Genomic DNA, 26,715 nt, shown 5'->3' on the forward strand with positions numbered 1-26,715 from the left:
AAAACGGCGTGCACGCGAAAGCGGCACGCCGTTTTCGCTTCTTAAAACTTGCGACATTTAACTCTTTCATCCGGCCTCGGCAGTCATGGTAATCACGGGCTGTGGCAGATTCACGGTGGTGCGCACTGAATAGATACTTTGATGATCGAGTTTCCTTTAAATCATTGTCATCAAACAAGTTTTTGCTGATTCCATCCGGATTCAGGAGCTTCATTGAATAGATTCGAGGCAAGCCACAGACCACGCTCTTGATCTGCCTGACGATATTGATTTGCGATTTTCAAGGCCTCACAATCAGCCGATTATCGAAGGAGCCTGCATGTCTAAGCGGACGGTATTCATCTTCAAACTGCTGATCTGCGGCGTGGTGGTCACAGTGGCCATTGGCTTCATGGCCCAGCTGCTGTGGCCTGCGCTGGGCCTGTGGGCCTTGGCGCTCTATGTACTGACAGGCTGGGGCATTCTGGCTGGGTTGATATTGGCGCTGGTGGCCAACACCGCCATCAGCAGCTGGATCAACCAGTGGATTTTGCGCAAGGGCGGCACGGACACACAGTGGCTGTGGTTCTCCGCAGACCCTCCCGGGTTGAAAAGAGACAACAAGCCGAAGCAGCCCTGAAGGTTTGGCGATTTCAGGGCTGTGGGTGGGTGCTGTCAGGCCTTGGCCAAGTGTGTCTTGGCTAATTCCACATACCAATCCAAACATCCCGGGTTGGCCATGGCGTCCTTGTTGACCACCTTTTCCAGCGGCTGGCCGAGCATCAGTTTTTTGATCGGCAGCTCCTGCTTTTTGCCCGACAGAGTGCGCGGGATCTCGGCCACCTGGAAGATGTCGTTGGGGATAAAGCGCGGGCTGAGCGCCACCTTGATGGCGTTGTTGAGTTTGGCCTTGAGCGCGTCGTCGAGCGTGGTGCCCGGGCGCAGCACCACAAAGAGTGGCATGTAGCTTTCCTTGCCCAGGTACTCCAGGTCCACGACCATCGAGTCCATCACTTCGGGCAAAGCCTCGACCGCGCTGTACAGCTCGCTGGTGCCCATGCGCAGGCCGTGGCGGTTGATGGTGGCGTCGCTGCGGCCAAAGATCACACAACCTTCGCCCTCGCCTTGTGCGTTGCCGATGCGCAGCCAGTCGCCGTGGCGCCAGACGCCGCCCATGCTGGCCGGGCCGTCACCGCCACCGGGCTTTCGGCCGTGGCCTGCGGGGTACATCTCGAAATAGCTGCTCAGGTAACGGGCGTTGTCTTTGTCGCCCCAAAAGAAGAGCGGCATCGACGGAATCGGTTGTGTGCAGACCAACTCGCCCACCTCGCCTTTGACCGGCTCACCCGCTTCGTTCCACGACTCCACGGCCGCACCCAGCATGCGGCATTGCATGACACCGGGCTCTTGCGGCAGCTCGCGGTGGCCGCCCACAAACGCACCCGCAAAGTCGGTGCCGCCCGAGATGTTGCACCACCAGATGTCGGTGCCAATCTTCCTGAATTGTTCCGTGCCCCAGCTTTGGGTTTCGGGCGACAGGGGTGAACCCGTTGTGCCCAAAGCACGCACCAGCGACAAATCACCGCAGCGAGAAATGTCCAAGCCGGCCTTGTGGCAGTTGGCAAAGTAGGCCGCGCCCGCGCCAAAGAAAGTGACTTTTTCTTCGGACGCCATGCGCCACAAAATGCCCCAGTCGGGGTTGTCTTTGCTGCCGCCGGGGTTGCCGTCATAAATCACGCAGGTCACGCCATTGAGCAGTCCCGCCACCTGGGCGTTCCACATGACCCAGCCGGTGGAGCTGTACCAGTGAAAGCGTTCGCCAAAGCTGTTGGGGTGGTAGCTACAGCCCACGTCGTTGTGCAAAATTTTGTTGGCCAACGCCACGATCACGGTGCCGCCATGGCCATGCACGATGGGCTTGGGCAGGCCGGTGGTGCCGCTGGAATAAACGATCCACAGTGGGTGGTCAAACGGCAGCCACATGGGCTCGAAGGCCTGCACCTCGGCATCGTCACGCGCCGTGATGGCCGACATTTGCACGCTGGCCGCCACGTCGCAACTGGCCAGGTCAAGCGTGCCCAGGTTCTCATGAACGATGACGTGTTGCACGGTGGGCAAAGCGTCTTGGAGTTCCTGCAGCACGGCCATGCGGTCGAAGTCACGCCCGCCATAGCTCACGCCGTCCACCGCGATCAGCACCTTGGGCTCGATCTGTTTGAACCGGTCCAGCACGGCGTTGGTGCCCATGTCGGGCGCACAAATGCTCCACACACCGCCCACGCTGACGGTGGCCAAAAACGCCACCATGGCTTCGGGGATGTTGGGCAAATACGCCGCCACGCGGTCACCCGGCTGCACGCCCTGGGCTTGCAAGTGCAGCGCCAAAGCGGCCACTTGGCGGCGCAGCTCGGGCCAGCCCATCTCGCGGCGCAGGCCTTTTTCGTTGAGGCTGATGACCGCCGACAAACCGGCTTCATCTGCAGGCTGAACGTGCCGGAACACCTGGTGCGCGTAATTGGTTTTGGCCCCCTCAAACCACACCGCACCGGGCATGGCATTTTTAGACAAAGCGGCTTTGTGCGGCGTGGGCGACTCCAGCCCGAAGTAATCCCAGATGCTTTGCCAAAAGCCTTCTAGGTCGGACACCGACCATCGCCACAGCTCGTTGTAAGTGGCAAAACTCAGGCTGCGTTGGTCACGCAGCCAGTTTTGGTACAGACGGATTTGAGGCACATAAGGTGCGGGCGCATGGGGGCGTGTAGCGGTGTTCATGGCGCTGAGCGTAGCAGCGCCAGTGCATGGCTGTCACCTGCGACAACCCTCGAAAAGCGCACTTAGGCGACAGCGTCTTTCTGCAGCCGCTGGCTCTTCCAGTACACGTCATCGCCGCCGTTCATGCGGTTAAGCACACGGGCCAAGACAAACATCAAATCGGACAGGCGGTTGAGGTACTGGCGCGGCATTTCATTGATGGCTTCTTCGTTGCCCAAGGCCACGCAAGCGCGCTCGGCCCGGCGGGCCACGGTGCGGCAAACGTGGGCCTGAGCAGCACCGCGTGTGCCTGCAGGCAAGATGAATTCTTCGAGCTTGGGCAACTGGGCGTTGTAGGTGGCCAGCGCCGCGTCGAGTGCCGCCACGGCCTCATCCTTGAGCAATTCAAAGCCAGGAATGGACAACTCGCCCCCCAGGTTGAACAGCTGGTGCTGCACCTCGACCAGCACTTCGCGCACGCCCTGCGGCATGTCTTCGCACAACAACAGGCCGATGTGGGAATTGAGTTCATCCACCTCGCCCATGGCGTGCACGCGCAAGCTGTTTTTGGACACGCGCTGGTTGTTGCCCAAGCCGGTGGTGCCGTTGTCACCCGTGCGGGTGGCGATTTGTGTGAGTCGGTTGCCCATGGTGTTGAGGTCGATGACCTGAAGTTCTGATTGAGAGGCAAGTATGCCTTCAAGTGGCACGCGGCCCATCAGATACCCAGTTGTCCAACCTCTTTGCGTATCTGTCTTCTCAACTCAGCCGTTCTGTCTTCTTCGGGCACGGCATCCAACCTCGCCTTGAAAACGTGCCATTTGGCAGTGTGTTTTTGCATGTAGCGCTGGTGAATTTGAGCCCTTAAATTTTCATTCAAAGCATTCAGCTGCGCCATGAATTCCGAGCTCTCTCTGTCACAACTCCACTCAGACAATTTTTCAATCAGATCATCGTCCGGGTTTGATTTATTTTTATTAATACTTTGCGGTATTATTTCATCATCGTTCTGATTTTTTCTTTCGCTATTAACATCCAAGGCCCCATCAATTGGTGGCATATTTTTTCCAATTGGTTGTGTCCAATTTAGACTGCCTCTGTGTACGGTGGCATCAGCAGTATCGGCAACCATCGTAGAAACTTCTATTACGATTTTGTTGAAAATAAATATTAAGGCGCCAACTACTGCGCTAGGAATAATTGCATAACTACCCATCAAAATTCCAGAAAGTGCAATCAATACCGCGATTAAAATTCCAATTCCCCCAAGCACATTTAAAAAGCTACGAAATGTAGGATAGGCACTATTTTCTCTAATGTAGTACAAATATTCTTTTGACATTTTCTACTCCATTTCAATCAGGTTAATTTTCATTTTTCTTTTGTCGATCACAGCCGGGAATATTGTGATTCCAGTTTTTCAAATCCGGGGCGCATCTGCGAACAACGTCTTTGCCCTCGACACCGCAAGTGATTTGCAGGAAAAACGGCAAGTCGCCGCATGAGAACTGCCGGGGTTGAGGTTCGATCTTGGGCTCTGGCTTGGGCAGCGGGGCCGGCACCGCTGGCGCATACACGGGCGCGGGCTGTGCCACTGGCGCAGGAGCGGCAGGCGGCGGCACTGGACGCAGTGGCTTGGCTGCTGGCTTTGTGATCGCGGGGGCCGGTGCAGCCGGCACTGTGGCGGGGGCCACCACAACTGGCGGCACAGGCGGACTCACAGGAGGTGATGCAGGCAAAGCGGCGGGAGCCGTCGGCGCGGCCGGGACAACAGCACCTTGCGCAGGCACTGGTGCTTGATTGGCTTGCACCGGGGGCTGAGTTTGCACCGACGACTTGCCGCCACCCAGATAGAAATAAGCCCCACCGGCTGCCGCAACCAAAACCACGGCCAAACCCCCGCCAATCGCCAACCACGGTGCTTTGCGCGCTGGGGCTGCTTGCGCGCTAGGGGCTGGGGCTGGGGCTGGGGCTGGAGCTGGAGCTGGAGCTGGAGCTGGAGCTGGAGCTGGAGCTGGAGCTGGAGCTGGCTGAGGCGCGGGCGTTGGCGTTGGCGTTGGCGTTGGCACAGCCTCAGCTTTGTCTTCGGGTTTCACCAAGCTGCCGAATTGATGGCCACATTTCACGCAAAACTTGCCTGTGCTGGAAGGTGTATGACATGAAGGGCAAATGACGGCAGGACTGAAGCCAGCACCACAGCCAATACAAAACTTAGCACCATCGCGGTTCTCGGTTTGGCAAGCAAAACATTTCATGGGCGACCTTCTTCAACACAGATAAAGTTTGGGAAATTGAAAAACCGATTCAGGCATCTGCCTTATCGAACACGCAAGAGCTTGATATTGGCTAGAGGGGTATCAAGGACCATGGTGTTTGAGTCGATGAGACGGAAAACTGTCCCCATCGGACTGCCTTCGGGGTACACGGTGACCTGTCCGTCCTTGACCTCGTAACGAACCTTGACCCGAACCCCATTGTTTTGCATCGTGTCCGCAGAAAATTCAAATTTCATAGCCTCAAAAATGTCGTTTTCTGGTTCCCATTGACCAATCAATGGATTGGTGTTCCCCCAACTCAACAATTTGGAAAGCCAGCCCGTCGTTGACCCGCTCTTTTGATTGACCGACGATTTGGAGACTTGCTGTTTTTGAGCCGCTGAAAAGCTCGCATCGGTCGCAACCTGCCATTTGCCCTCTTTCAACACGAAGGTGACCTGTCTTTCCACATCGCCCACATGCTGAGGTTGCAGCGCTTTCCAATCATTGGTATGCGTCCAGGGGGCCGGGTTTTTGAGTGCGAATGTCACCGAAGCCGTTGAAAATTCCTGCTCACCCACTTTCTGTGCAGGTGTGAATTCATCGACTGATTTGAGTTCAAGCCCGTCTGCAAAACACAGGGCTTTGCCGCGAATGAACTTGGCCGACTCTGGCGTTCTTTCGTATTTCGAAAGCATTTCGCTGAAGAATCCTTGGCCATTGCGGACGGATTCGGGGCCGCTGTACAGGCCTGCGCTGGACAAAAAGTTCAGCCACCGCTCCGTCCCTGTGTTGTAAGGGTTCACATGCACGGTCGTGAGGTCGTAGGCAAAATTCTTCAGACAGTAGTCTTCACTGAACAGTGTGGGTTGCTTTTGTAACTCACGGTTGATGGCATTGGCCAAATTGGCCTTGGATGCGCTTTCTGGCATCAACACATAAGCCGCACCGGCCATCGCTGCGATCACCAGCATCGCGACGCCCACTATTCGGGATATTTGGCGTCGCGCTTGAATGCCCTTGACTGGCGCAGTTTGTGGCGCAGCTTGTGGCGCATCAGGCTCGCTTGGCACCGCTACTGGCTTGACCATCGGGTGCCCGCATGTCTCGCAAAAGCGACCTTCGTCAGGGTTTGAGTGACCGCATTGGGTACAGAATGACATGCGTTTCCCCTTATTTGAGCTTGTGGCCGCAACCGCCACAAAACACGTCAGCATCTGTGACAGCGGTAGTGCAAATGGGACAGGTCAACGCCAGCGCTGGGGGCGCCTCTTTCGGTGTGACTTGTTGTGCCGCAGCCGCTTGGGCTGCAACCTGTGTCTTGATCTCCTGCGCACGGTCTTTGGCGGCCTGAAGTTGTTGGTTGACTTTTTCTTCAGCCTCACGCAGCGACAGACCCGCGATAGCCGTGTGATGAATGATGGCTGCGCCTTTCATGCCCACAAGGACAAGAGGAATGGCCGCAACCAAAAACAAGATGGTGGAGCCCAAGCCCAGGCCCCACATGTAGCCACTGCTGGCGCTAGCACCACCCATCAAGCCCATGAGACCGTCAAAGTTCATCGACATGCCGAAGATGCCTGCAGACATGCTCAATGTGATGCCAACGCCGCTGCCGACAATACCCACCACAATACCGCTGACCACCAACACCAACAGGCCCAGCATCAAGCTCATGACCACCGCCATGATCAATCGGTGGCGAGCAATTTCCTTGAGCATGACCAGCGCCGATATGGCCGTCGAGCCGCTCCATATGGCCGGGGCAGCCAGGGGAATCGCCACATACAGCAAACCGAACAACACCAGACCGGTCAGCAATGCACCCAACGGGTAAACGATGGCAAACAAGAGCGGGCCAACACCTGGAATTTTGCAAATGAGCAGCAAAAACCCCAGCACCAACAAATAAGCCAACAAGAGGAGGCCCTCAAACAACAAGACCAGCAGCAAGCGATGGCTGGTGAAGAGCGAGGTGAGCAACGCATCGGTGATGTTTCGCTGCGGGCGTCCCCAGACGCCGTCACTGACGAGTATGCCCGCCGCATTCATGCCCACCAAGGCGATGCCGAAGGTCATCAAAATGGCCAACATGAAAAGGAAGCTGGCAATGCCGCTCATGACCATCATCGACGCGAAGATGGCCGCAAATGTGGCATTCACAACGACACACGCCAAGAATGTCATGACCAGCACCGCAAAAGGACGCCACTGTGTCACGGCGTCAAGAGCCCCTAGAAGTGAACTCGATTGGGTCAGGTTGTTGCGCAGATCCGCTGATGCGTTCTGGTGCGTTGTGTAGCTTGCGGCTGTCATGAAATGTCCCTTTGATTCAAAAATCTGAATGGCTAAAGAAGCGCTGGCGATGCATCGCCGTTGTTTAACCCGATTTGTTTTCTGAGGGCACAGGCCCTGCTTGCACCGTCACCCGCTCGACCCCCTTGGGCACGCCAGCATCGATTTGCCGCACGAACGTGATTTGTTTCCCCTTGGCCGTGGTGATGACGTCGGGTGTCAGGCTCATCTTGCGGGCTTTGGCTTCTTCAGGCCGCACCGACAGGATGATGTCTGCCGAGCCCCGTTCATCGGCCATTTTTTCTGCCAGCTTTCTCAGCTTTTCAACTGCAGCGGCATGCTCTGGGCGGTTTTTGGTGGCGGTGGGCAATTCGACCGTCAGGGACTCAAAGGCTTTGACTTTTTTGGTGTCCTTGCCATCGTCGGTTTTCATGCTGACGTCTTGCGTTTTCACCTCGCCCACCAGCACGCCTTTGGTCTTTGCAATCGGCGCGATGGTGGCAATGATTTCTTGACGAGAGGCCGCTGCGTCTTCCAGCTCTTGCCGCCTAGCGCGCTCAAAGCCCAAAAGGCCACCAGCAGCAGCCCCGACCACACACGCCGTCAAGCGGTCACCGCCGACTATTTGGGCCATCAAAACACCCCCTGCACAACCCAGGGTTGCACCGGCCACCGTGCTGACGGTCTTTTGATCGACCGACTCAAGGCTTTTAGGAATGCTTTCACACCCCGCCAACCAGCCCACGAGGCAAAGAATGGTCAGTTTTTTCCCCACATGCATGCTGTGGCGCGTTGTCAAAGGAAATGAATGAAGGTGTGTCATTTGAGGTTGGCATCCAAAATGGCGTTGGCATGTTTGAGTCGCTCATCGTCGAGTTGCTTGCTCAAAGTGCGAACGGCGTCGCCGTCTGCTTGGGCAGCGGCTGTTGGTTTATGTTGTCGCGCGGGCGTGGGAACGGGTGCTTGACTGCCTTGGACCACGGGCACCAGGGCAGGCGATGGCGATGGAAGGACAGACGCCGCCTCGGCCACTGCGCCCGGTTTGACCACCAACGCCTCTTGCTTCACGACGGGTTTTTGCTGCTCCACCGGCGTGTGCGTCGGCAACAAGCCCAACCGATCCAACAGCTGTCCACCACCAAACGTGGCCCCCAACAGCAGCAAAGTGTTGATGGGGGCCAGATGCTTGGCCGTGAAGCTTCTGAACTTTTCGTAGATTCCCACTTTGGGTGAACTCGAACTTTCTGACATGCGTTTGTTCAAAAAATGAAATGGAAATAAACCTTGATCGGCAATATATCACCACAAAACACCATTAAAGTTCTAAAAATTGACGGTTTTTAACTTGTCATTTCTTAAATTTCAAGGAAATCTCCGCTTTGCTTTTGCACAAAACAAGGATTTCCATACCCGCTCATTGATCGTCCCCGTCGTCAGGCAACCACCGACTCAAAACTGACTCCTTGCAAACGTGGCGTTTGGCTTGGTCAAGCGCCACACTGGACAAAACCGTTCCTTGTCCCAGCGGGCCTTCGTAGGCATAGCCGTTGACTTGTCGGCCATCTTGGTCTTGCCTGTAAGACTGCAATTTGTAGGTGTCGCCGTTGGCGCACTGGCCCTCTACAAGGGGCGAGGTCCAAACCAGCGGCGTCTGGGCATTCGCCACGGCCGTCAACACCAAGAGGCCCCAAGCGGTCAAAACATTGATTCGTTGCATGTTGTTTCCTTAGAAAGTTGTTAATGACTCTCTTTAGACGTTGAAAAAATACTTTGGTTCACTTTATTTTTGAGGCTCTTTTAGAATCAGCGCATTCAACCCCCAACCTCCACCATGACCGAACTGCCTCCATCCACCTTGCAACATTTGTTGGCTCAAATCGGGCAACAAGACTTCAAGGCGTTTGAGCGGGTGTACCGGCATTACCACGACCGCGTTTTTGCCTTTGTGCTGCATATGCACGCTGATCGGGCTGACGGCGAAGAAATTACCAACGATGTTTTTTTGACTTTGGCCAGAAACCCAATGGCTTACCAAGGCCACGCCCGGTTTTCGACCTGGCTGTTGGGCATTGCCAAAAACAAGGTGTTTGACAAGATGCGCCAACGGGGACGGCAGGTGAAGACCGAGCCTGTAGACGAGAACACGAGGTGTGCCGTGACCGACGCATCGGGCGATGCGGTGACGCAGGCTTTGCGCCACGAAAAAGGCTTGGCACTGGACCATTGCCGGGATCAACTGCCGTCAGAACAAAAACAAGCGCTGTATTTGGCTTACTACATCGACGCCAGCGTGGAAGACATTGCCGCAGAACAACAATGTCCGGCGGGAACGGTGAAATCCCGGCTGTTCAATGCACGGCAAAACATGCGTCGCTGTCTTGAACGCTGGCAAGGAGGCGTCACGCCATGAACTCACCCCAAACCGACGAACAGCGTTTTGCTGAAAATTTGCCGTTTTATGTCAACGGCAGTTTGGCAACCGACGAACAGGACTGGATGGCGGCGAGCCTTGCACAACATCCGCAATGGCAAACGGATGTCGATCAAGCGCGACAAGAACGCATCGACTGCCAAGCCGTGTGCTCGGATGTGGCGGAGTCTGTTCGCCTGGCGCGCATACGCAGTCAACTGGCATGGCCAGAAACGGGCGTTCAAACGCAAGCAACCCCAAAGCAAAATCCACGCACCGTACTGACGCACCCATGGTTGACAGGCTTGTCGGGCATGCTGCTGGGTGCAGCGCTGGCCTTGGGCATAGGCCTGTTCATGCCGCGCATGAACCCGACACCCAACGACGCCTCCGCCTCGGCCATGCACCGGGGTGAACGCCGCGACTGCGCTGCGGCACCAGACATTCGCCTTGCGCTGTCGCCATCAACGCGATGGGAGGATCTGACGCAGCTGCTGCGCCAACTTGAATTGCAATTGGTCAGTGGTCCGAACCAGGACGGTGAAGTTTGGGTGCGTGCCAACAGTGCCGCCCCCCTGCCCGAAACCTTGCGCCAGCTTCGCAGCAGCCCGTCAATTGAGCAAGCGATGCCTGCCAACGTCACCGCCGCCATCAAGCCATACCAGCCTTGAAACACCTCAGATTCACTGTCTTGCTGGTGTGGCTGGGCTGCCTGGCGCTGTTTTTGCAAGCACAAGAGGCCGTGGCCCAAGCACGCGCAGAGGTACGCGCAAGCGCCCCCCGGAAACTGGCACTGGTCATCGGAAACAGCCAATACCAAGGGGCCAATCGCCATCTGAAAAATCCGGCCCATGATGCACAACTGATGAGCCAGACCCTGGTCAAGCTGGGGTTTGAAGTGCAGACCCACTTGGATTTGTCGCGCGCCGAAATGGGCAAACGCGTGTCAGCGTTTGCGGCCTCTTTGCCTTCGGGCGCCACATCGCTGGTGTTCTACGCAGGCCATGGTGTACAAATTGGCGGAGCCAGTTATTTGATGCCCGTCGACGTTCAACTCAACAACGAGCAAAACGTTCAACTGCGCGCATACCCTTTGCGGCGTTTACTGGATGAAGTGTCGGCTGCGCCCTCTGCCGTCAACATCGTGATCCTGGACGCCTGCAGAGACAACCCGTTTCAACCAGCGGCACCTATACGTTACCGCAGCACGGGACCGATCGGTTTGGCCAAAACACAGGCTCCTCGTGGCACGTTGTTGGCTTATTCCACCCAGCCGGGGCAACTGGCCGCCGACGGAAACAGCAACAACAGCGTCTACACCGCAGCACTCGCCCAAACCTTATTAGAGTCCGGGTTGACGTTGGAGGAGGTTTTCAAAAAGGTCAATGCTTTGGTGCGAGACAAAACCCGCGATGACCAAATTCCTTGGTATGAGTCCTCCGTCATCGAGTCTGTTTATTTGTTGCCCCCGACGCCACAAGCCACATCCTCAAAAAATACCAACCAACTCAAAGGGCTTGCTCAACTTGGCTTAGAACCCTACTGGCGGTCCCCATTTCAGGGGATGGATCTGGACAATTACGAATGGTGGAAAAGTGCAGAACCGGACCAACCACCCGACTGGCATCTGCGTTTAGATGCATATGAGTGGGGCAAGCTGAGTGATCACATGTATTCCCGCGAACACGACAGCAAACTGGAAGATATTTCACGATGGCTCAAACGTGCCGAAAATGGCAATGTGATCGACATGACTTCTTTGGGTCTCTTGTACCGGGATGGGTCTATTTTTTACCAAAAAGACAAAAACTTTCGCTTGCCGCCCAACCACGCAAAAGCTTTGTATTGGTTGCAAAAAGCCGCCGAAAAAAAATTCGCCTTGGCCCAAATTTACTTGGCCAGCATGTACCAACGCGGCGAAGGGGTCAAAAAAGACAATGTCAAGGCCCGGCAATTGCTGGACGAGGCCTCTAAAACGGACATTCCCGCCTGGAGAATACGCGACGTGAGTAACGCCTTTGAAAAGGACTGAGCAATCACGGGGATCAAGCAGTGCATAAAAGGCCACGCCCAAAACGCCGCAGCAAAGCACACCCCCCCCGTTAACGACATAATCTTCCTCAAGACAAGTGGCCCATTCAGGCTGCCACGCGAGGAGACCCCATGAACGCCCCCACACCCGCCGCCCACCTGGCCCCCGAAATCACCCAACGCGAAGTACCCGAAGCCTTTTTAACGGCGCTGAAAGACCGCTTCAAGGACAACTGCTCCACCGCCTTGGTGGTGCGTGAGCAGCATGGGCGCGACGAGTCGGCCTTCACGCATGTGCCGCCACCGGCTGCCGTGGTGTTTGCTGAATGCACACAAGACGTGGCCGATGCGGTGCAGTTGTGCGCCCAATACAAGGTGCCGGTGATTCCTTTTGGCGTGGGCTCGTCGCTCGAAGGCCATTTGCTGGCGGTGCAAGGCGGCATCAGCATCGACCTGATGCGCATGAACAAGGTGCTGGCCATCAACGCCGAAGACCTGACGGTCACGGTGCAGCCGGGCGTGACGCGCAAGCAGCTGAACGAAGAAATCAAGTCCACCGGCCTGTTCTTCCCCATCGACCCGGGTGCCGACGCGACCATTGGCGGCATGAGCGCCACCCGTGCCAGCGGCACCAACGCCGTGCGCTACGGCACCATGCGCGAAAACGTGCTGGCCATGGAAGTGGTCACCTCGGCAGGCGAAGTGATTCGCACCGGCACCCGTGCCAAAAAGTCGAGCGCCGGTTATGACCTGACCCGCCTGATGGTGGGCAGCGAAGGCACGCTGGGCGTGATCACCGAAGTCACGGTGCGTCTGTACCCTTTGCCCGAAGCCATCTCGGCCGCGATCTGCTCGTTCCCGAGCATCGAGGCCGCCGTGCACACTGTGATCCAGACCATTCAGCTGGGCGTACCAATTGCCCGCGTGGAGTTGATCGACCACAACACCGTGCGCATGGTCAATGCCTATGCCAAGCTGGGCCTGCGCGAAGAGCCCATGTTGCTGATGGAGTTCCACGGCTCGCCCGCGGGTGTGAAAGAGCAGGCCGAAACGGTGCAGGAGATCGCGAGCGAATTCGGCGGCAACGCCTTTGAATGGGCGGTCACGCCCGAAGAGCGCACGCGCCTGTGGACCGCACGACACAATGCCTACTTTGCGGCCATCCAGAGCAAGCCAGGCTGTCGTGCCATCAGCACCGACACCTGCGTGCCGATCAGCCGCCTGGCCGATTGCTTGCTCGACTCCATCACCGAGACCGATGCCAGCGGCTTGCCTTACTTTTTGGTGGGCCATGTGGGCGACGGCAACTTCCACTTTGGTTATTTGATCGACCCGAACAACCCGCAAGAGTGCGAAACCGCCGAGGCGTTGAATCAGCAACTGGTGCACCGCGCCCTGCGCCTGGGCGGCACCTGCACAGGCGAGCACGGCATCGGCTTGCACAAGATGGATTTCTTGCGCACCGAAACCGGCGAAGGTGCGGTGGACATGATGCGCACCATCAAGCGGGCGCTGGACCCGCACAACATCATGAACCCGGGGAAAATTTTCTCGATGTGATCGCGCTGCGGGCCTGCTGAGCTGAGCGACAAAGGCCCAGCTGAATCAGGCTGGCCGCCGGTTCAAAATCAGTTCCTCAATCTGCGCGCACAGCTGCGCCGGCTCAAAGGGCTTGAGCATGACGTCGTTCAAGCCTGCGGCCTTGAAGCGTTCCAGGTCTTGCGGGTTGACATTGGCCGTGAGCCCCAACACAGGGGTGTTGCGTGTGGCCTCGTCGAGTTCTCGGCGCAGCGCTTGGGTGGTTTCAATGCCGTCCATCTTGGGCATCACCATGTCCATGAAGATGACGTCGAAACGGTCTTTTTGAACAGCCGCCATCGCCTGCAGGCCTTCACCCGCTTCCACTACTTTGCTGTGTGGCCAGTGGTTGGTCAGCACTTTTTTCACCAGCAAGCGGTTGATGGGATGGTCGTCGACCACCAGAAAGTTCAAGCGCTGCGGATTGGTGTTTTTGTAAGTATCGGCGTTGCCTGCGGGCTTGGGTGGCTCGGCCTGTGCCGTCAGTGGCAAGGTGAACCAGAAGGTCGACCCTTTGCCCCAGGTGCTGTCAAAGCCGATTTTGCCGCCCATCAGTTCGACCAAGCGCCGTGTGATGGACAGGCCCAGGCCCGTACCGCCGTAACGCGACTGGATTGCATCGTCCGCCTGCGCGAAGCGCTGAAAAATCCGGGGTTTCTGGTGCTCGGCAATGCCGATGCCACTGTCTTGCACCGAAAATTTCACCACACCCACATCGCCTTTTTGATCGCCCTGGCCACCGGCTTCGACCCGCAAAGTCACATGACCTTGGTGCGTGAACTTGATGGCATTGCCCAACAGGTTCACCAAAATCTGCATCAAGCGATGGCGGTCGGTGTTGACCCATTGAGGCACGCCTTCTGCAATGTCGCATCTGTATTGCAGGTGCATGCTTTTGACACGCGGATTGAACAGGCTGAACGCGTTGTTGACCGTGTCGTGCAAGGCAAAGGTTTCGTACTGCACCCGGATCTTGCCCGCCTGCAGCTGTGAATAGTCGAGCACGTCGTTGATGACCGTCATCAGATGGTCAGCCGATTGGCGTGTGTGGTTGAGGATTTTCAGGGCTTGCGGGTTGTTTTGGGCTCGCCCCATCAGCATGGCATTGAAGCCCAAAATCGCGTTCATGGGCGTGCGCAATTCGTGGCTCACATTCGCAATGAACTGCTCGCGCAACTCGGAGGTCCGCTCCAGTTCCAGGCGTTTGTCTTCCAGTTCCTGGCGTCGTTTGAGCCGCTCGTTGTAGGCCTTGCGGAAAAGGCCGTCGTACAAAAACACCACCGACAAGATGAGCACCATCGTGACCGCGTTGCTGGCGAACGACGATCTGACCTGCGCCAGCCCCACCGTGGGATGCGGTGGCAACCAGCCGTGCCAGGTGGCGTATGACATGCCGCCCAGCAAGGCCATCACCACCATCAGCCAGAACAAGCCGGCACGTCGGCTGATGGCATAAAAAGGCACCAGCGGAATCAAGGTGTACCAGGCCAGGCGGGGTGAAAAAATACCGCCCGACATCCAACCGGCGTACGTCACTTGGGTCAATCCGGCGATCACGCCAATGTGAACCGCCACCGGCATGGGCATGCCATAGCTGAAGGCCACCACCAAGGCCACCAACACCAAGGCAAAAGCCAAGGGCACGGGTATGCCACTGTTGTAAGGGGTGACCAATGCAAGCAGCAGCATGGCGATGACCATGATGACCACCAGACAAAACAAATACGGCATCCGGCCCTGCCGGAAACGCGCCGGCAGGTAAGGCGTGATGCGCTCCAACAAGTTGTCAAATGGCGAAAGCTTCATGGATGCGCCTCCGAAGACACAGGCCAAGACAGTCTGGACAACTGAGCCACCAGTTGCGTCTCATCCAGGGGTTTGTGCAGGACCTCGTTCATGCCGGCGTCCAGGCACCGGTCTCGATCGACCGGGTTGCTGCTGGCGGTCAGGCCCAGCACTGGCACATTGCACACGGGTTGGGGGAAGTTTTCTCGCAGAATTTGGGTGGCCTGCAGACCATCGATATCGGGCATGACCATGTCCATCAACACCAGATCAAAGGGCTGTTCGCGCAACAAATCCAGCGCCACAGCGCCGCCATTGGCTTCGGTAATTTCGGCCTGAGGCAAGCGTTTTTGAAGCATCAGCCGCGCCACCATGAGGTTCACAGCGTTGTCGTCCACCAACAAAATGCGCAGACGGTGCCCCATCAACTTATCCAGCTGTCGCACGACCAAAGGATCGTCAGCAGCCGTCATGCTCAGGGGCAACTCGAACCAGAACGTGGTGCCATGCCCCAGCACGCTGCTCACACCAATGTGCCCGCCTTGCAAGCTGACCAGCCGCTCACACAAGGACAGGCCCAGGCCCGTGCCGCCGTATTGGCGGTTGGTTTGTGAATCGGCATGTTCAAAGCGGTTGAACACTTGTTGCTGCCGGTTGACCGCAATGCCAATGCCGGAGTCTTCGACTTCAAAAAACACGCCCATGCCCACGCTTTTCACGCGCACCACAACGTGGCCGCGTGCCGTGAACTTGACGGCGTTGTCGATCAGGTTTTTGAGCACCTGTATCAAGCGCTGCCGGTCCCCCTGCACCCACATGCCAACAACCTGGCTGTCTTCAAGCCGCATGTCCAGACCTTTGGCTTGGGCTTTTTCGGCAAACAAATCCAGCACGCTTTGCACGGTTTCGCTCAGCTCAAACCGATCGTCGCGCAAAGACAATTGCCCAGCCTGCAGTTGCGAAAAATCCAGAATGTCATTGACCACGCGCAGCAACTGCTCGGTGGATCGGCGGATGTGGTCGACGATCTCGGCATCTTCGGATTTTGCCGACAGCTCGGTTCGCAAAATGCCGTTGAGCCCCAAAATCGCATTCATGGGTGTGCGCAGTTCATGGCCCACAGAAGCAATGAATTCGTCTTTGTGGGCCTGTGCCTGACGCAAGGCGCGATGGGTTTCTTCCAGTGCCAGGTTGCTTTTGTCAATCTGCGTGACCTGCTGGCTGTGCATGCGCTCGGCCAGCCAGACCACCCCCATCGCCATGCAAGCGACCAGCACTTTGTTCACCAGCGTCCAGGCCATGATGTCGTTGCTCATGGTGGCCAGGTTGCCCAGCACCCCCGCGTTGGTCATCGCCAACATGAGCCCGATGACCAGCAAGGCCACCGCCCCCCAAAAAATGGCAGCGACCCGGCTGAGCAGCAAGGTGGCAGGCAAGGTCACCACCGTCATCCAGACCATGGTGACCGAATTGATGCCGCCGCTTTGGCTGGCCACCCAAGCAATGTGGAGGATTGAAATCAGAAAACCCAAATGCACAATGGGCACATAAAACGCACCCCATTGCAAGGCCCCCAACAAGATCAGATAAGACACTGCCGCATAGAGGTGGATGTTGTGGTCATAGGCGGGCTGGTAAAGCCCGTAAAACAAAAACGAGCTGACCACCAGCGCCAACAAGCACACCCGCAAGAGCCAGGCTCGCCGCTGGGCGTTGGAGTATTCGTGCAGCCCCTCTAAGAAGGCGTCTACTTTGAACGTGTTCAACAAGGTCTTCATCCGCAACGCTCAATTCCGCTGGAGCAACCAGTGCTCCACTTTGGCACACAAGGCATCCGGCTCAAACGGTTTGAACATCACATCGTCCAGACCTTCTTGCCTGAAAGCATCCAGATCCACCGGGCTGACATTGGCGGTCAAACCCAAAATCAACACATCCCGCACGGCATCGGGCAACAAGGTCCTGATCGTCTGGGTGGCCACAATGCCGTCCATCACGGGCATGACCATGTCCATCAACACAAGATCAAATGGCTGTTCGCGCAACATGTTGACCGCTTGCAGGCCATCAGCGACTTCCACAATGTGGCTTTTCGGCCAAGCGTTTTTCAGAACTTGACGGGCCAGCAAGCGGTTCACCGGATGGTCATCGGCAATCAGAAAGCGCCAGGGCAACTGTGCCGTCTGCACCGCCATCCGGGCCGCTGACTGTTTCTGTTGCGGTTCGGGACAAGTGGTCAATGGCAAATGGAACCAAAAACGGGAGCCCTGCCCGGGTTCGCTGTCAAAGCCGATGTCCCCACCCAGCAACTGCACCAAGGTGCGCGAGATCGCCAACCCCAGCCCATTGCCCCCATACAGCGCCTGAATGTCCCCATTGGCCTGGCTGAAACGGTTGAAGATTTGCGCTTGCCGGTCTTGGGCAATGCCGATGCCTGTGTCTTGCACGGCAAACAACACCCCCGGGTTTTGCCACTGGACGCGCAACACCACCTGCCCTTGGTGTGTGAATTTGAGTGCATTGCCCAACAGATTCACCAGCACTTGCATGAGGCGGTGCCGGTCGGTGTACACCCACTGGGGCAGGGCCGGGTCCAGTTCGATGCGGTAGGCCAGTTCCATGCTCTTGACGCGGGGGAAAAACAACTCAAAAGCATGCTCTACCGTTTTGCGCAACTCGAAGGTTTCCGGCTGAATCTCCAACTGGCCCGCTTGCGATTGCGAATAGTCCAGGATGTCATTGATCACCGTCATCAGGTGATCGGCCGACTGGCGCGTGTGGTTGAGGACCTTGCGTGCCTCGGGCTTGTCGCCCAGTCGCGCCAGCAACAAGGCATTGAAGCCCAAAATCGCATTCATCGGCGTGCGCAGTTCGTGGCTGACGTTGGCAATGAAATGCTCACGCATCTGTGAGGCGTGTTCCAGCTCTTGGCGCCGCTCTTCCAATTCGCGTTGATGGCTGCGGCTGGCGTCCAGCGCCTGGCGGTACAGGTGGTCGTACATCAGGGGCACCACAATGAGCACACAGGTCACCAGCGTGTAGGTCACTAAAGAGGACAGCACATGTTCCGGGCCGGTCTCGAAGGTCGGCACCCAAGCCAGATAACTGGACACCGCGATGAACAACTGCAAAGCCATCACCACCGCGAGCCAGAAAGTACCCGACCTGCGGTTGATCACATAAAAGGGGGTGAGCGGCAGGATCAACAGCCAAGCCAGGCGTGGCGAGTGGATGCCGCCGGACACCCATGCGCTGTAAAGCAAAACGATCGCGCCCAGACCCGTCCCCAGATGGATGGCCAGATTCAGCGACATGCCGCGCTGCACCAAAACAAGCAGCACCACCAGGAAAAGGGCAAACAGGCCAAAAATCACCGAGGCATACGGATACGGGCTGATCACGGCAAACACCAACAAGACCACCACCGCCATTTGCGCAAAAAAGAAGGCATAAGGCATCTTGCCCTGCTGAAACCGCGAAGGCACCCGCAAAGCCATGCGCTGAATCCATCGCTGAAGACCGGTGTCGAGGCTCACAGGCGGGCCTCCCGCACCCGGCGCACATGGCGGGCCACGGTGAACATCAAAGCGGTTGCGTCCATGGGTTTGTGCAGCACATCGTTCATGCCAGCAGCAAGGCACCGATCTCGGTCCACCGGGTTGGTGTTGGCGGTCAGCGCCAGGATCGGCATCTGCGCGGCAATGGCTGGAAAATGCTGGCGAATGTGCTGCGTGAGCTGCATGCCATCCATGACCGGCATGATCATGTCCACCAGGGCCACATCAAACACCTGTGCATCCAGCAACGGCAGGGCTTTGGCACCGCTGTCAACGGTGGTGATGTGCGCGCGAGGCCAGCATTTTTGCAACTGCAACTGCGCCACCATCAGGTTCACAGGGTTGTCATCCACGACCAGAATGCGCAACGCCTCGTCGACCAGGTGGTCATCGGGCTGCGGGTCGGCGGGGCTTTGGTCCTGCGCGGCTTGCAGGGGAATCTCCAGCCAGAACAAAGCACCGTGCCCCGGCTGGCTGACGACCCCAATCTGCCCGCCATGCAGGGTGACCAGTTTTTCACACAAAGTCAGGCCCAGGCCCGTGCCGCCGTACGCGCGGTTGGTCTGCACATCGGCATGTTCAAAGCGGCGAAAGATATGCTGCTGCCGCTCGGGCGCAATGCCGCGCCCGGCATCACGCACCTCCAGCCGCAGCTGGTCACCACGGACCATCAGCTTCACGTCCACGGCCCCCTCGGCCGTGAACTTGATGGCGTTGTCCACCAGGTTGTTCAGAATCTGCAGCAGCCGGTTACGGTCGCCATGCAGACGCAAAGGCAAAGCGGGGTCACGGTGGATGTGCAATGCAATGCCTTTGCTGCGGGCCTTGTCGCCATGGCGTTGCTGCAGTTCTTCGGACAAGCTGCGAACATCGTAGTCCACCGGATTCAGATGCAGTTTGCCCGCTTGCAGTTGCGAAAAATCCAGAATGTCGTTGACCACTTGCAGCAAGTGCTCGGTCGAGCGGCGGATGTGCCCGACCACCGCCAACTGTTGGGGGTCGTCTCCCAGCTCACGGCGCAGCACCCCATTGAAGCCCAAAATCGCATTCATCGGCGTGCGCAATTCGTGCCCCACCGCCGCCACAAATTCGTCTTTGTGGGCTTGTGCCTGCATTAGCGCTTGGTGGGTGGCCTTGATCTCGTCGTTGCGCTGGTTGAGCTTGCGCAGCTGCACCTGCTGCAGGTGTTCGTAAATGCGCACAGCCATCATCAGGTTCAAAAGCGCCAGCAAATGGTTCAACCAGGCCCAGCCAATGATGGATGAAGACGGGTTGACATGGCTGCTGACCCAGCCCAGCCAAGTGACCAAGGTCAAGCCCCATATTGAACACAACATGATGCCGATCCAGACCAGCGTGGCCATCCGTCCCAGCAACAGCAAAACGGCCACAGACAACACATTGAGCCAAACGACCGATGTCGAATTGATGCCACCCGTCTGGGTGGCGGTGAACACAATCAACATGACCAGCAAGGCCATGATGGTGTGCACGATGAGCTCAAACAAGGCCCGCACGCGCACCACCAGCAGCAAGCACACCGCCAGCATCGACACCACCAGATTGCCTTGCGACACCAGCTTGACCGGGGTGAACAAAAATCCGCAGAAAGTCGTCACTGCCACCAGCATCAGGTAAATGGTGAGCATTTCCTGGCGCAAAAACCCGTCCGGGCGAAACAAGCTTCGCCAAGAAAGAGGGACCGGTTTTTGCACGCGTGCCATGGTGTGTTTCAGCCGCGCAGCTTTTCAATCAAACCATTGAGTTCATCCAGCGAACCAAACTGGATGCTGAGCTCGCCCATCTCTTCCATCTTGCCCAAACGCTTGACGCGTTTTTTGACCCGCACCTCCACCTGGGCCATCAACAGGTCCGACAACTCTTCCTCCACCCGACGCACATCGCGCGACTTGTCTTTCTTGGGCTTTTGCGTGACCAGGTTGAATTCGGCCCCGAGTTTTTTGGCCAGGCTTTCGGCCTCGCGCACCGACAGCTTTTTGGCCGCAATCTGGTTGGCGGCCGTGATTTGGGCGGCCTTGTCGAGCGACAGCAAAGCACGCGCGTGGCCCATGTCCAGATCGCCCGCCATCAACATGGTCTGCACCGGCTCGGCCAGGTTCAGCAAGCGCAGCAGGTTGCTGCCCGCGCTGCGCGAGCGGCCCACAGCCTGGGCAGCCGCTTCGTGAGTGAGCCCAAACTCTTTGATCAGGCGTTGCAGGCCTTGGGCTTCTTCGAGCGGGTTGAGGTCTTCGCGCTGGATGTTCTCAATGAGGGCCATGGCGGCGGCGGCCTCGTTGGGCACGTCACGCACCAAAACAGGGACAGACTCCAAACCCGCCAGGCGCGAAGCGCGAAAACGCCGCTCGCCCGCGATGATCTCGTATTTGCCGGCGTTGTCGCCATCGGTGAGCTGGCGCACCAAAATCGGCTGCATGATGCCCTGCGCCTTGATGGATTCGGCCAGCTCGTACAAAGCGCCCTCGTCCATGCGGGTGCGCGGCTGGTACATGCCTGCCACCATCTGGTCAAGCTTGAGCTGGGTGGGCACACCCGTTTCAGCGGTCATGTCGGCTGCGGGCGCATCCTGCACTTTGGGGCCCAGCAGGGCTTCGAGTCCACGGCCAAGGCCTTTGGGTTTTTTGGTGACCATGGTCAATCCTTCAGTAATGTTTGCAACAGCGCGTGACCCTGCGGCCAATCGCCCAGCGATGAGTCGGCGTTGATGTGCCCGGCTTCGCCCAGGTCCACCCAGCGAGCGCCCCAGTCATGGGCCAGACTTTGGGCCCGCACAACCGCGCAATAAGGGTCGTTTTGGCTGCCCACCAGGATGCTTTTGAAAGGCAGCGCTTGGCGCACGATGGGCGACCAGCCGGGGAGGCGGTTGCTCAGCTCCGGGTCTTCGGTGTCGCCGGGCGCCACCAGCAAGGCCCCCTGCACACGGGCCGTGTGCCGGGACACCGCGGCCCACGCGGCCACCAAAATGCAACCCAGACTGTGCGCGGCAAACACCACCGGGCCGGGGGCGTCGATCACGGTTTCATCCAGCCGCGCCAACCAGTCACCCCGCAAGGGGTGCATCCAGTCGTTTTGCTCGACCACGGCATAGCCATGCACACGCGCCCAGCGCATTTGCCAATGCCCGGGGCCGCTGCCTTGCCAACCGGGCAAGACCAGCACCGAGGCGGGCTGCGCCACAGCGCTGTCGAGGGACGAGGGTTGCACCTGAAACGTCATGCTCTGGGCAGCTCAGAGCGTGGGCGCACGCAACACCAGCTCTTGCGCAAAGTCGACATACGCCTGGCTGCCTTTGGCCGACGGATCGAACACCACGCCGGGCAGACCGTAACTGGGGGCCTCGGCTAGGCGCACATTGCGCGGGATCACGGTGTCAAACACCTTGTCGCCAAAGTGGGCCTTGAGCTGGTCGCTGACCTGCATTTGCAGAGTGATGCGCGGGTCGAACATGACACGCAGGAGGCCAATGATCTTGAGGTCTTTGTTGAGGTTGGCGTGCACCTGCTTGATGGTGTTGACCAGGTCGGTCAGGCCTTCGAGCGCGAAGTACTCGCACTGCATGGGCACGATCACGCCATGGGCCGAGCACAGGCCATTGAGCGTGAGCATGGACAGCGAAGGCGGGCAATCGATCAGCACAAAGTCGTAATCGGCATCGACCACGGCCAAGGCGTTTTTCAGGCGTTGGTCGCGGTGCTCCAGCTGCACCAGCTCGACCTCGGCGCCGGCCAGCTCGCGGTTGGCGCTCAGCACGTCGTAACCGCATTTATCGGCTTTGACCACGGCTTCGGCGATCGATGCCGACTCGAGCAGGACGTCGTAAACACTCAATTCAACCGCGCGTTTGTCGATGCCCGAGCCCATGGTGGCATTGCCTTGGGGGTCCAGGTCGACCAACAGCACCCGCTGCCCGACTTTGGCCAAGCCAGCCGCCAAATTGACGGTGGTGGTGGTTTTGCCAACGCCACCCTTTTGGTTCGCAACACAGAAAATTTTGGCCATGCTGGGCTTTCGGGTTTATTTGGAAATGGCCAGCTTGATGCCGAACCCGATCAGGAAAATACCCGCCAACTTTTCCAGCACACGGCCGATCAGCGGGTTCGCGCGCATGCGCTCGGCCAGGTGGTGGGTAAGCAAGGTCATGCCCAAGCCATAGAGAAAGGTCAAACCCGCAATGGTGGCCGCCATAACGCCAAAACTGAGCAAGCCCAAATGGGTTTGAGGATCGACGAACAGCGGGAAAAACGCCATATAAAAAACGATGGCCTTGGGGTTGAGCAAGGTGATGGCCAAGGCTTGCTGAAGGTACTGACGCGGCCGGATGTTCATCACGGGGGCATCGCCCGGTTTGGCCGACAGCATCTTCCAGCCCAGCCAGGCCAAATACACAGCCCCCAGCCACTGGATGGCGGCGAAGGCACTTGGGTAGGTGGCCAGCACCGCCGCCACACCGGCCACCGCCAGCCACATGAGCACCTGGTCGCCCACGATCACGCCCAAGGTGGCCATCAGGCCCCCGGCCACACCGCCCTTGCTGGTGGAGGTGATGAGGGCCAGATTGCCGGGGCCGGGAATGGCCAGAAACAAAACGATGGCGGCCACAAACGCGCCGTAATCAGAGATGCCAAAAAACATAAGAAGCTTTCAGAAAAATGAGGCCGTCTGGCGCACGTTTTATTTGGTGACCACCATCTTGAGGCCAAAACCGATCAAGCAAACGCCCGCGAGCTTTTGCAAAAAGCCCGAGAACCGAGGGTTGGCCCGGATGCGCTCAGCCATGGTGTGGGTGATCAAGACCACGCCAAAGCAGTACGTGAAGCCCAGCACCGCAATCGTCAAGGCCATCACCGCAAACGTGATCCAACCCTGGTGGTTCACCGGGTCAATGAATTGCGGAAAAAACGCGAAGTAAAACATGATCGCCTTGGGGTTCAGCAAGGTGATGAACAAGGTTTCTCGAAAGTAATGCCCCGGCGTGATCTGGATGCTGGGGCCTTCACCCGCCTTGGCCGTGATCATCTTGAAGCCCAGCCAAACCAAATACGCGGCCCCCAACCACTGCACCGCCATGAACAAAGGCGGAAAGGTTTTGAGCAAGGCCGCCACACCGGCCACCGTGAGCCACAGCAAGATTTGATCACCCAAAAGCAGGCCTAAAACCGAGGCCAAACCACCCGACAAGCCCCCTTTGCTGGCCGAGCTGATCAAGGCCAGATTACCAGGGCCGGGCAAAAACAAAAGCAGAACAAAGGCCGCGGCAAATGCGCCGTAATCCGAGATACCAAACATGCATGCACTTTCAGGGGATGTGGCGAGTGTACGTGATGCCCTCGGGGCAACCCCTCAAACGGCGTGTTTCACGTGAAACACGCCCTCATTCACGCCGCTTCGGGCTTCATCCAGACCATGCAGCGTTCCACGTCCAGCCCGGGCACGGTCAATGGTTCCACGTGAAACACTTTCACATCGGCAGGCAAAGCGTCGATTTCATCCTGCGGGTGCTTGCCTTTCATGGCCATCCAGGCCCCGCCCTCGGCCAAAGCCGAACGAGACCAAGCCACGAAGTCGGGCAGCGAGGCGAACGCCCGCGAGCAAATCACTTGATAAGGATCGGTCAAGGATTCGACCCGTGCATGAATACCGCGCAAGTTGGGCAACTTCAGGCTCACCGCCACCTGCTGCACAAATGCGGCTTTTTTGGCCACGGTATCGACACAGGTCACATTCAGCTCGGGCATGCAAATGGCCAGCACCACGCCAGGCAAACCGCCGCCAGAACCCACATCCAGCACCCGGATCGCCTGGCCTTGGGTGTGCCGGGTCAAGGGGGCTATGGCCGTCAAACTGTCCAGCAGGTGATGGGTCAACATGTCGGCCGGATCACGCAGCGCCGTCAGGTTGTAAACCTTGTTCCATTTCTCGATGAGTGTCATGTAGTCCAGCAAGCGCTGAATCTGTTCATCCGACAAACTCAAACCCAAAGCCTGCGCACCCGAGCGCAAGCCAGCCTCGAGGTTCAACGCCGTGCTCATGCCTGCGCGCCTTCCTCTGCCGCTTGCATGAAGCCCTTGAACCCACCCTTCTTCAGGTGAATCAACAGCAACGACACGCTGGCGGGCGTGATGCCCGAGATGCGCGAAGCCTGGCCCAAGGTTTCAGGGCGGTGTTTGGCCAGCTTCTGGCGGGCTTCGATCGACAAGGCGGAGACCTGCATGTAGTCCAGGTTTTCGGGCAAGCGCAGGTGTTCGTAAAAAGCAGCACGCTCCACTTCGCCCTTTTGCCGGTCGATGTAGCCGGAATACTTGGCGGCGATCTCGACCTGCTCAATGACCGTTGCGCTCAGGTCACCCAGCGTTTCACGTGAAACATCGGCGCCGGCCATGCGCCCTTCGTCCAGAGACATCAGGGCGTGGTAAGACACGTTGGGGCGGCGCAGCAGGTCAAACAGGTTGTGCTCGTGTTCGATGGCTTTGCCCAACACCCGCTCGGATTCGGCTGCAGGCAGGTTGCGCGGGTTCACCCAGGTCGATTTCAGGCGCTCTGTTTCACGTGAAACAGCATCGCGTTTGCGGCTGAAGGCGTCCCAACGCGTATCGTCGACCAAGCCCATTTGCCGCCCCACTTCCGTCAAGCGCGCATCAGCATTGTCTTCGCGCAGCTGCAGGCGGAACTCGGCCCGGCTGGTGAACATGCGGTAAGGCTCGGTCACGCCCTGGGTCACCAGGTCGTCCACCAGCACGCCCAAGTAGGCTTGATCGCGTGCAGGCGTCCAGGCGGCTTCGCCCCGGCATTGCAGCGCGGCGTTGATGCCGGCAAACAAACCTTGGGCGGCGGCCTCTTCGTAACCGGTGGTGCCGTTGATCTGGCCCGCAAAGAACAGACCATTGATCTGGCGGGTCTCAAAGCTGTTCTTCAGTGAGCGCGGGTCAAAGTAGTCGTATTCGATGGCGTAACCCGGCCGCAGGATGTGGCAATTTTCCAAGCCCTTCATCGAGCGCACCAGGTCGTACTGGATGTCAAACGGCAAGCTGGTCGAGATGCCGTTGGGGTAATACTCGTTGGTTGTCAGACCCTCGGGCTCCAGAAAAATCTGGTGGCTGTCCTTGTCGGCAAAGCGGTTGATCTTGTCTTCCACGCTGGGGCAATAGCGCGGGCCTACGCCCTCGATCTTGCCGGTGAACATCGGGCTGCGGTCAAAGCCGGAGCGGATGATCTCGTGCGTGCGCTCGTTGGTGTGCGTGATCCAGCAGGGCACTTGCTGGGGATGCATGTCCGCATGGCCCATGAAGCTGAACACCGGCACCCCGCCCTCGGGGTTCATGCCACCGGGCACACCGTCGCCCGGTTGCTCAGAGCACTTTGAAAAATCGATGGTGCGGCCATCCAGACGCGGTGGTGTGCCGGTTTTCAGGCGCCCTTGTGGCAGCTTCAACTCCTTGAGTCGGGCCGACAGGCTCACGGCGGGCGGATCACCGGCCCGTCCGGCCGCATAGTTCTGCAAGCCCACATGGATCTTGCCGTCCAGGAACGTGCCCGCGGTCAGCACCACGGTGCGCCCCCTGAAACGGATGCCCACCTGCGTGACCGCGCCCACCACCCGGTCGCCCTCGACCATGAGGTCATCCACGGCTTGTTGGAACAGCCAGAGGTTCGGCTGGTTCTCCAGCATGCGGCGGATGGCGGCTTTGTACAAAATGCGATCGGCCTGGGCACGCGTCGCGCGCACAGCCGGGCCTTTGGAACTGTTGAGGATGCGGAACTGGATGCCGCCTTCGTCGGTGGCCAGCGCCATGGCACCACCCAAAGCATCGACCTCTTTGACCAGATGGCCCTTGCCAATGCCACCGATCGAGGGGTTGCAGCTCATCTGGCCCAGCGTTTCGATGTTGTGCGACAAAAGCAAAGTTTTGCAGCCCATGCGTGCGGCCGCCAGCGCGGCTTCGGTTCCGGCATGGCCACCGCCGACCACGATCACATCGAATTCTTGAGGGTAAAGCATGAAAAATCCGCCTCGAATGAAGGCCAAAAAAGGGCAGCGCCTGCGCCATGAACCGCCCTG

At 58.2% G+C, this 26,715-nt stretch carries 25 protein-coding genes and 1 pseudogene; 6 read left to right on the top strand and 20 right to left on the bottom strand.

Annotation, left to right across the window (positions count from 1 at the left end):
• The first annotated feature begins 319 nt into the window (after window positions 1-319).
• Entirely contained in the window at window positions 320-619 is a 300-nt protein-coding gene (locus tag ACZ5VE_RS14785; protein WP_464455874.1) for a hypothetical protein, read from the top strand.
• Between the two features lie 35 nt (window positions 620-654).
• On the opposite strand, the gene ACZ5VE_RS14790 is transcribed toward ACZ5VE_RS14785, so the two are convergent.
• From ACZ5VE_RS14790 to ACZ5VE_RS14800, 3 genes are all read right to left on the bottom strand, one after another.
• On the bottom strand, window positions 655-2,751 hold the full coding sequence (locus tag ACZ5VE_RS14790) for an acetoacetate--CoA ligase (RefSeq protein WP_464455875.1): 2,097 nt from the start codon (window positions 2,749-2,751) through the stop codon (window positions 655-657).
• A gap of 62 nt (window positions 2,752-2,813) precedes the next feature.
• Window positions 2,814-3,380 carry a cob(I)yrinic acid a,c-diamide adenosyltransferase gene (locus ACZ5VE_RS14795; protein ID WP_464455876.1) on the bottom strand — a complete coding sequence of 189 codons (567 nt, stop codon included), beginning with the start codon at window positions 3,378-3,380 and terminating at the stop codon, window positions 2,814-2,816.
• A gap of 68 nt (window positions 3,381-3,448) precedes the next feature.
• The gene (locus ACZ5VE_RS14800) at window positions 3,449-4,072 is read right to left on the bottom strand and encodes a hypothetical protein (protein WP_464455877.1); all 624 of its coding nucleotides are present in this window, start codon (window positions 4,070-4,072) and stop codon (window positions 3,449-3,451) included.
• Window positions 4,073-4,260: 188 nt separating this feature from the next.
• Here ACZ5VE_RS14800 and ACZ5VE_RS14805 point away from each other — a divergent pair, with 188 nt between their 5' ends.
• Window positions 4,261-4,530 carry a hypothetical protein gene (locus ACZ5VE_RS14805; protein ID WP_464457530.1) on the top strand — a complete coding sequence of 90 codons (270 nt, stop codon included), beginning with the start codon at window positions 4,261-4,263 and terminating at the stop codon, window positions 4,528-4,530.
• Between the two features lie 326 nt (window positions 4,531-4,856).
• Here ACZ5VE_RS14805 and ACZ5VE_RS14810 read toward each other — a convergent pair.
• The 6 genes and pseudogenes from ACZ5VE_RS14810 to ACZ5VE_RS14835 form a co-directional block, all read right to left on the bottom strand.
• Window positions 4,857-4,985, bottom strand: a pseudogene (locus ACZ5VE_RS14810) (double zinc ribbon domain-containing protein); the annotation flags it as partial.
• Between the two features lie 62 nt (window positions 4,986-5,047).
• The gene (locus ACZ5VE_RS14815; RefSeq protein ID WP_464455878.1) at window positions 5,048-6,076 is read right to left on the bottom strand and encodes a hypothetical protein; all 1,029 of its coding nucleotides are present in this window, start codon (window positions 6,074-6,076) and stop codon (window positions 5,048-5,050) included.
• A gap of 82 nt (window positions 6,077-6,158) precedes the next feature.
• Complete coding sequence (locus tag ACZ5VE_RS14820; protein ID WP_464455879.1) at window positions 6,159-7,301, bottom strand: hypothetical protein; 1,143 nt, start codon at window positions 7,299-7,301, stop codon at window positions 6,159-6,161.
• A gap of 64 nt (window positions 7,302-7,365) precedes the next feature.
• Window positions 7,366-7,914 (bottom strand): hypothetical protein, encoded by a 549-nt coding sequence (locus ACZ5VE_RS14825; RefSeq protein ID WP_464455880.1) that lies wholly within the window; start codon window positions 7,912-7,914, stop codon window positions 7,366-7,368.
• 185 nt (window positions 7,915-8,099) lie between these two features.
• Window positions 8,100-8,531: a hypothetical protein gene (locus ACZ5VE_RS14830; protein ID WP_464455881.1), complete on the bottom strand. Its 432-nt coding sequence runs from the start codon at window positions 8,529-8,531 to the stop codon at window positions 8,100-8,102.
• A gap of 163 nt (window positions 8,532-8,694) precedes the next feature.
• Entirely contained in the window at window positions 8,695-8,997 is a 303-nt protein-coding gene (locus tag ACZ5VE_RS14835; protein WP_464455882.1) for a hypothetical protein, read from the bottom strand.
• A gap of 114 nt (window positions 8,998-9,111) precedes the next feature.
• Here ACZ5VE_RS14835 and ACZ5VE_RS14840 point away from each other — a divergent pair, with 114 nt between their 5' ends.
• From ACZ5VE_RS14840 to ACZ5VE_RS14855, 4 genes are all read left to right on the top strand, one after another.
• Entirely contained in the window at window positions 9,112-9,690 is a 579-nt protein-coding gene (locus tag ACZ5VE_RS14840; RefSeq protein ID WP_464455883.1) for an RNA polymerase sigma factor, read from the top strand.
• Complete coding sequence (locus tag ACZ5VE_RS14845; RefSeq protein WP_464455884.1) at window positions 9,687-10,361, top strand: hypothetical protein; 675 nt, start codon at window positions 9,687-9,689, stop codon at window positions 10,359-10,361. The genes ACZ5VE_RS14840 and ACZ5VE_RS14845 overlap by 4 nt, the downstream gene beginning before the upstream one ends.
• A gap of 71 nt (window positions 10,362-10,432) precedes the next feature.
• The gene (locus ACZ5VE_RS14850) at window positions 10,433-11,722 is read left to right on the top strand and encodes a caspase family protein (protein ID WP_464455885.1); all 1,290 of its coding nucleotides are present in this window, start codon (window positions 10,433-10,435) and stop codon (window positions 11,720-11,722) included.
• A gap of 131 nt (window positions 11,723-11,853) precedes the next feature.
• Window positions 11,854-13,281, top strand: coding sequence for an FAD-binding oxidoreductase (locus tag ACZ5VE_RS14855; protein WP_464455886.1), 1,428 nt, complete (start codon window positions 11,854-11,856; stop codon window positions 13,279-13,281).
• Window positions 13,282-13,326: 45 nt separating this feature from the next.
• Here ACZ5VE_RS14855 and ACZ5VE_RS14860 read toward each other — a convergent pair whose 3' ends face one another.
• From ACZ5VE_RS14860 to mnmG, 11 genes are all read right to left on the bottom strand, one after another.
• The gene (locus ACZ5VE_RS14860; RefSeq protein WP_464455887.1) at window positions 13,327-15,105 is read right to left on the bottom strand and encodes an ATP-binding protein; all 1,779 of its coding nucleotides are present in this window, start codon (window positions 15,103-15,105) and stop codon (window positions 13,327-13,329) included.
• A complete protein-coding gene (locus ACZ5VE_RS14865; protein WP_464455888.1) occupies window positions 15,102-16,862 on the bottom strand; it encodes an ATP-binding protein in 1,761 nt (586 codons plus the stop codon). The genes ACZ5VE_RS14860 and ACZ5VE_RS14865 overlap by 4 nt, the downstream gene beginning before the upstream one ends.
• 9 nt (window positions 16,863-16,871) lie before the next feature.
• Window positions 16,872-18,620, bottom strand: coding sequence for an ATP-binding protein (locus tag ACZ5VE_RS14870; RefSeq protein WP_464455889.1), 1,749 nt, complete (start codon window positions 18,618-18,620; stop codon window positions 16,872-16,874).
• Window positions 18,617-20,365 (bottom strand): hybrid sensor histidine kinase/response regulator, encoded by a 1,749-nt coding sequence (locus tag ACZ5VE_RS14875; RefSeq protein ID WP_464455890.1) that lies wholly within the window; start codon window positions 20,363-20,365, stop codon window positions 18,617-18,619. Before ACZ5VE_RS14875 ends, ACZ5VE_RS14870 begins: the two co-directional genes overlap by 4 nt.
• An 8-nt stretch (window positions 20,366-20,373) precedes the next feature.
• Entirely contained in the window at window positions 20,374-21,291 is a 918-nt protein-coding gene (locus tag ACZ5VE_RS14880; protein WP_464455891.1) for a ParB/RepB/Spo0J family partition protein, read from the bottom strand.
• A 2-nt stretch (window positions 21,292-21,293) separates the two neighbouring features.
• A complete protein-coding gene (locus tag ACZ5VE_RS14885; RefSeq protein WP_464455892.1) occupies window positions 21,294-21,875 on the bottom strand; it encodes an RBBP9/YdeN family alpha/beta hydrolase in 582 nt (193 codons plus the stop codon).
• Between the two features lie 12 nt (window positions 21,876-21,887).
• Window positions 21,888-22,658, bottom strand: a complete 771-nt coding sequence (locus ACZ5VE_RS14890; protein WP_464455893.1) for a ParA family protein — start codon at window positions 22,656-22,658, stop codon at window positions 21,888-21,890.
• A 15-nt stretch (window positions 22,659-22,673) separates the two neighbouring features.
• Window positions 22,674-23,291 (bottom strand): LysE family translocator, encoded by a 618-nt coding sequence (locus tag ACZ5VE_RS14895; RefSeq protein ID WP_464455894.1) that lies wholly within the window; start codon window positions 23,289-23,291, stop codon window positions 22,674-22,676.
• Between the two features lie 39 nt (window positions 23,292-23,330).
• The gene (locus ACZ5VE_RS14900; protein ID WP_464455895.1) at window positions 23,331-23,945 is read right to left on the bottom strand and encodes a LysE family transporter; all 615 of its coding nucleotides are present in this window, start codon (window positions 23,943-23,945) and stop codon (window positions 23,331-23,333) included.
• A gap of 89 nt (window positions 23,946-24,034) precedes the next feature.
• Complete coding sequence (rsmG, locus tag ACZ5VE_RS14905; protein ID WP_464455896.1) at window positions 24,035-24,688, bottom strand: 16S rRNA (guanine(527)-N(7))-methyltransferase RsmG; 654 nt, start codon at window positions 24,686-24,688, stop codon at window positions 24,035-24,037.
• On the bottom strand, window positions 24,685-26,655 hold the full coding sequence (mnmG, locus tag ACZ5VE_RS14910; RefSeq protein WP_464455897.1) for a tRNA uridine-5-carboxymethylaminomethyl(34) synthesis enzyme MnmG: 1,971 nt from the start codon (window positions 26,653-26,655) through the stop codon (window positions 24,685-24,687). Before mnmG ends, rsmG begins: the two co-directional genes overlap by 4 nt.
• Window positions 26,656-26,715: the final 60 nt, after the last annotated feature.

The sequence above is a fragment of the Limnohabitans sp. INBF003 genome (genome assembly GCF_055396645.1).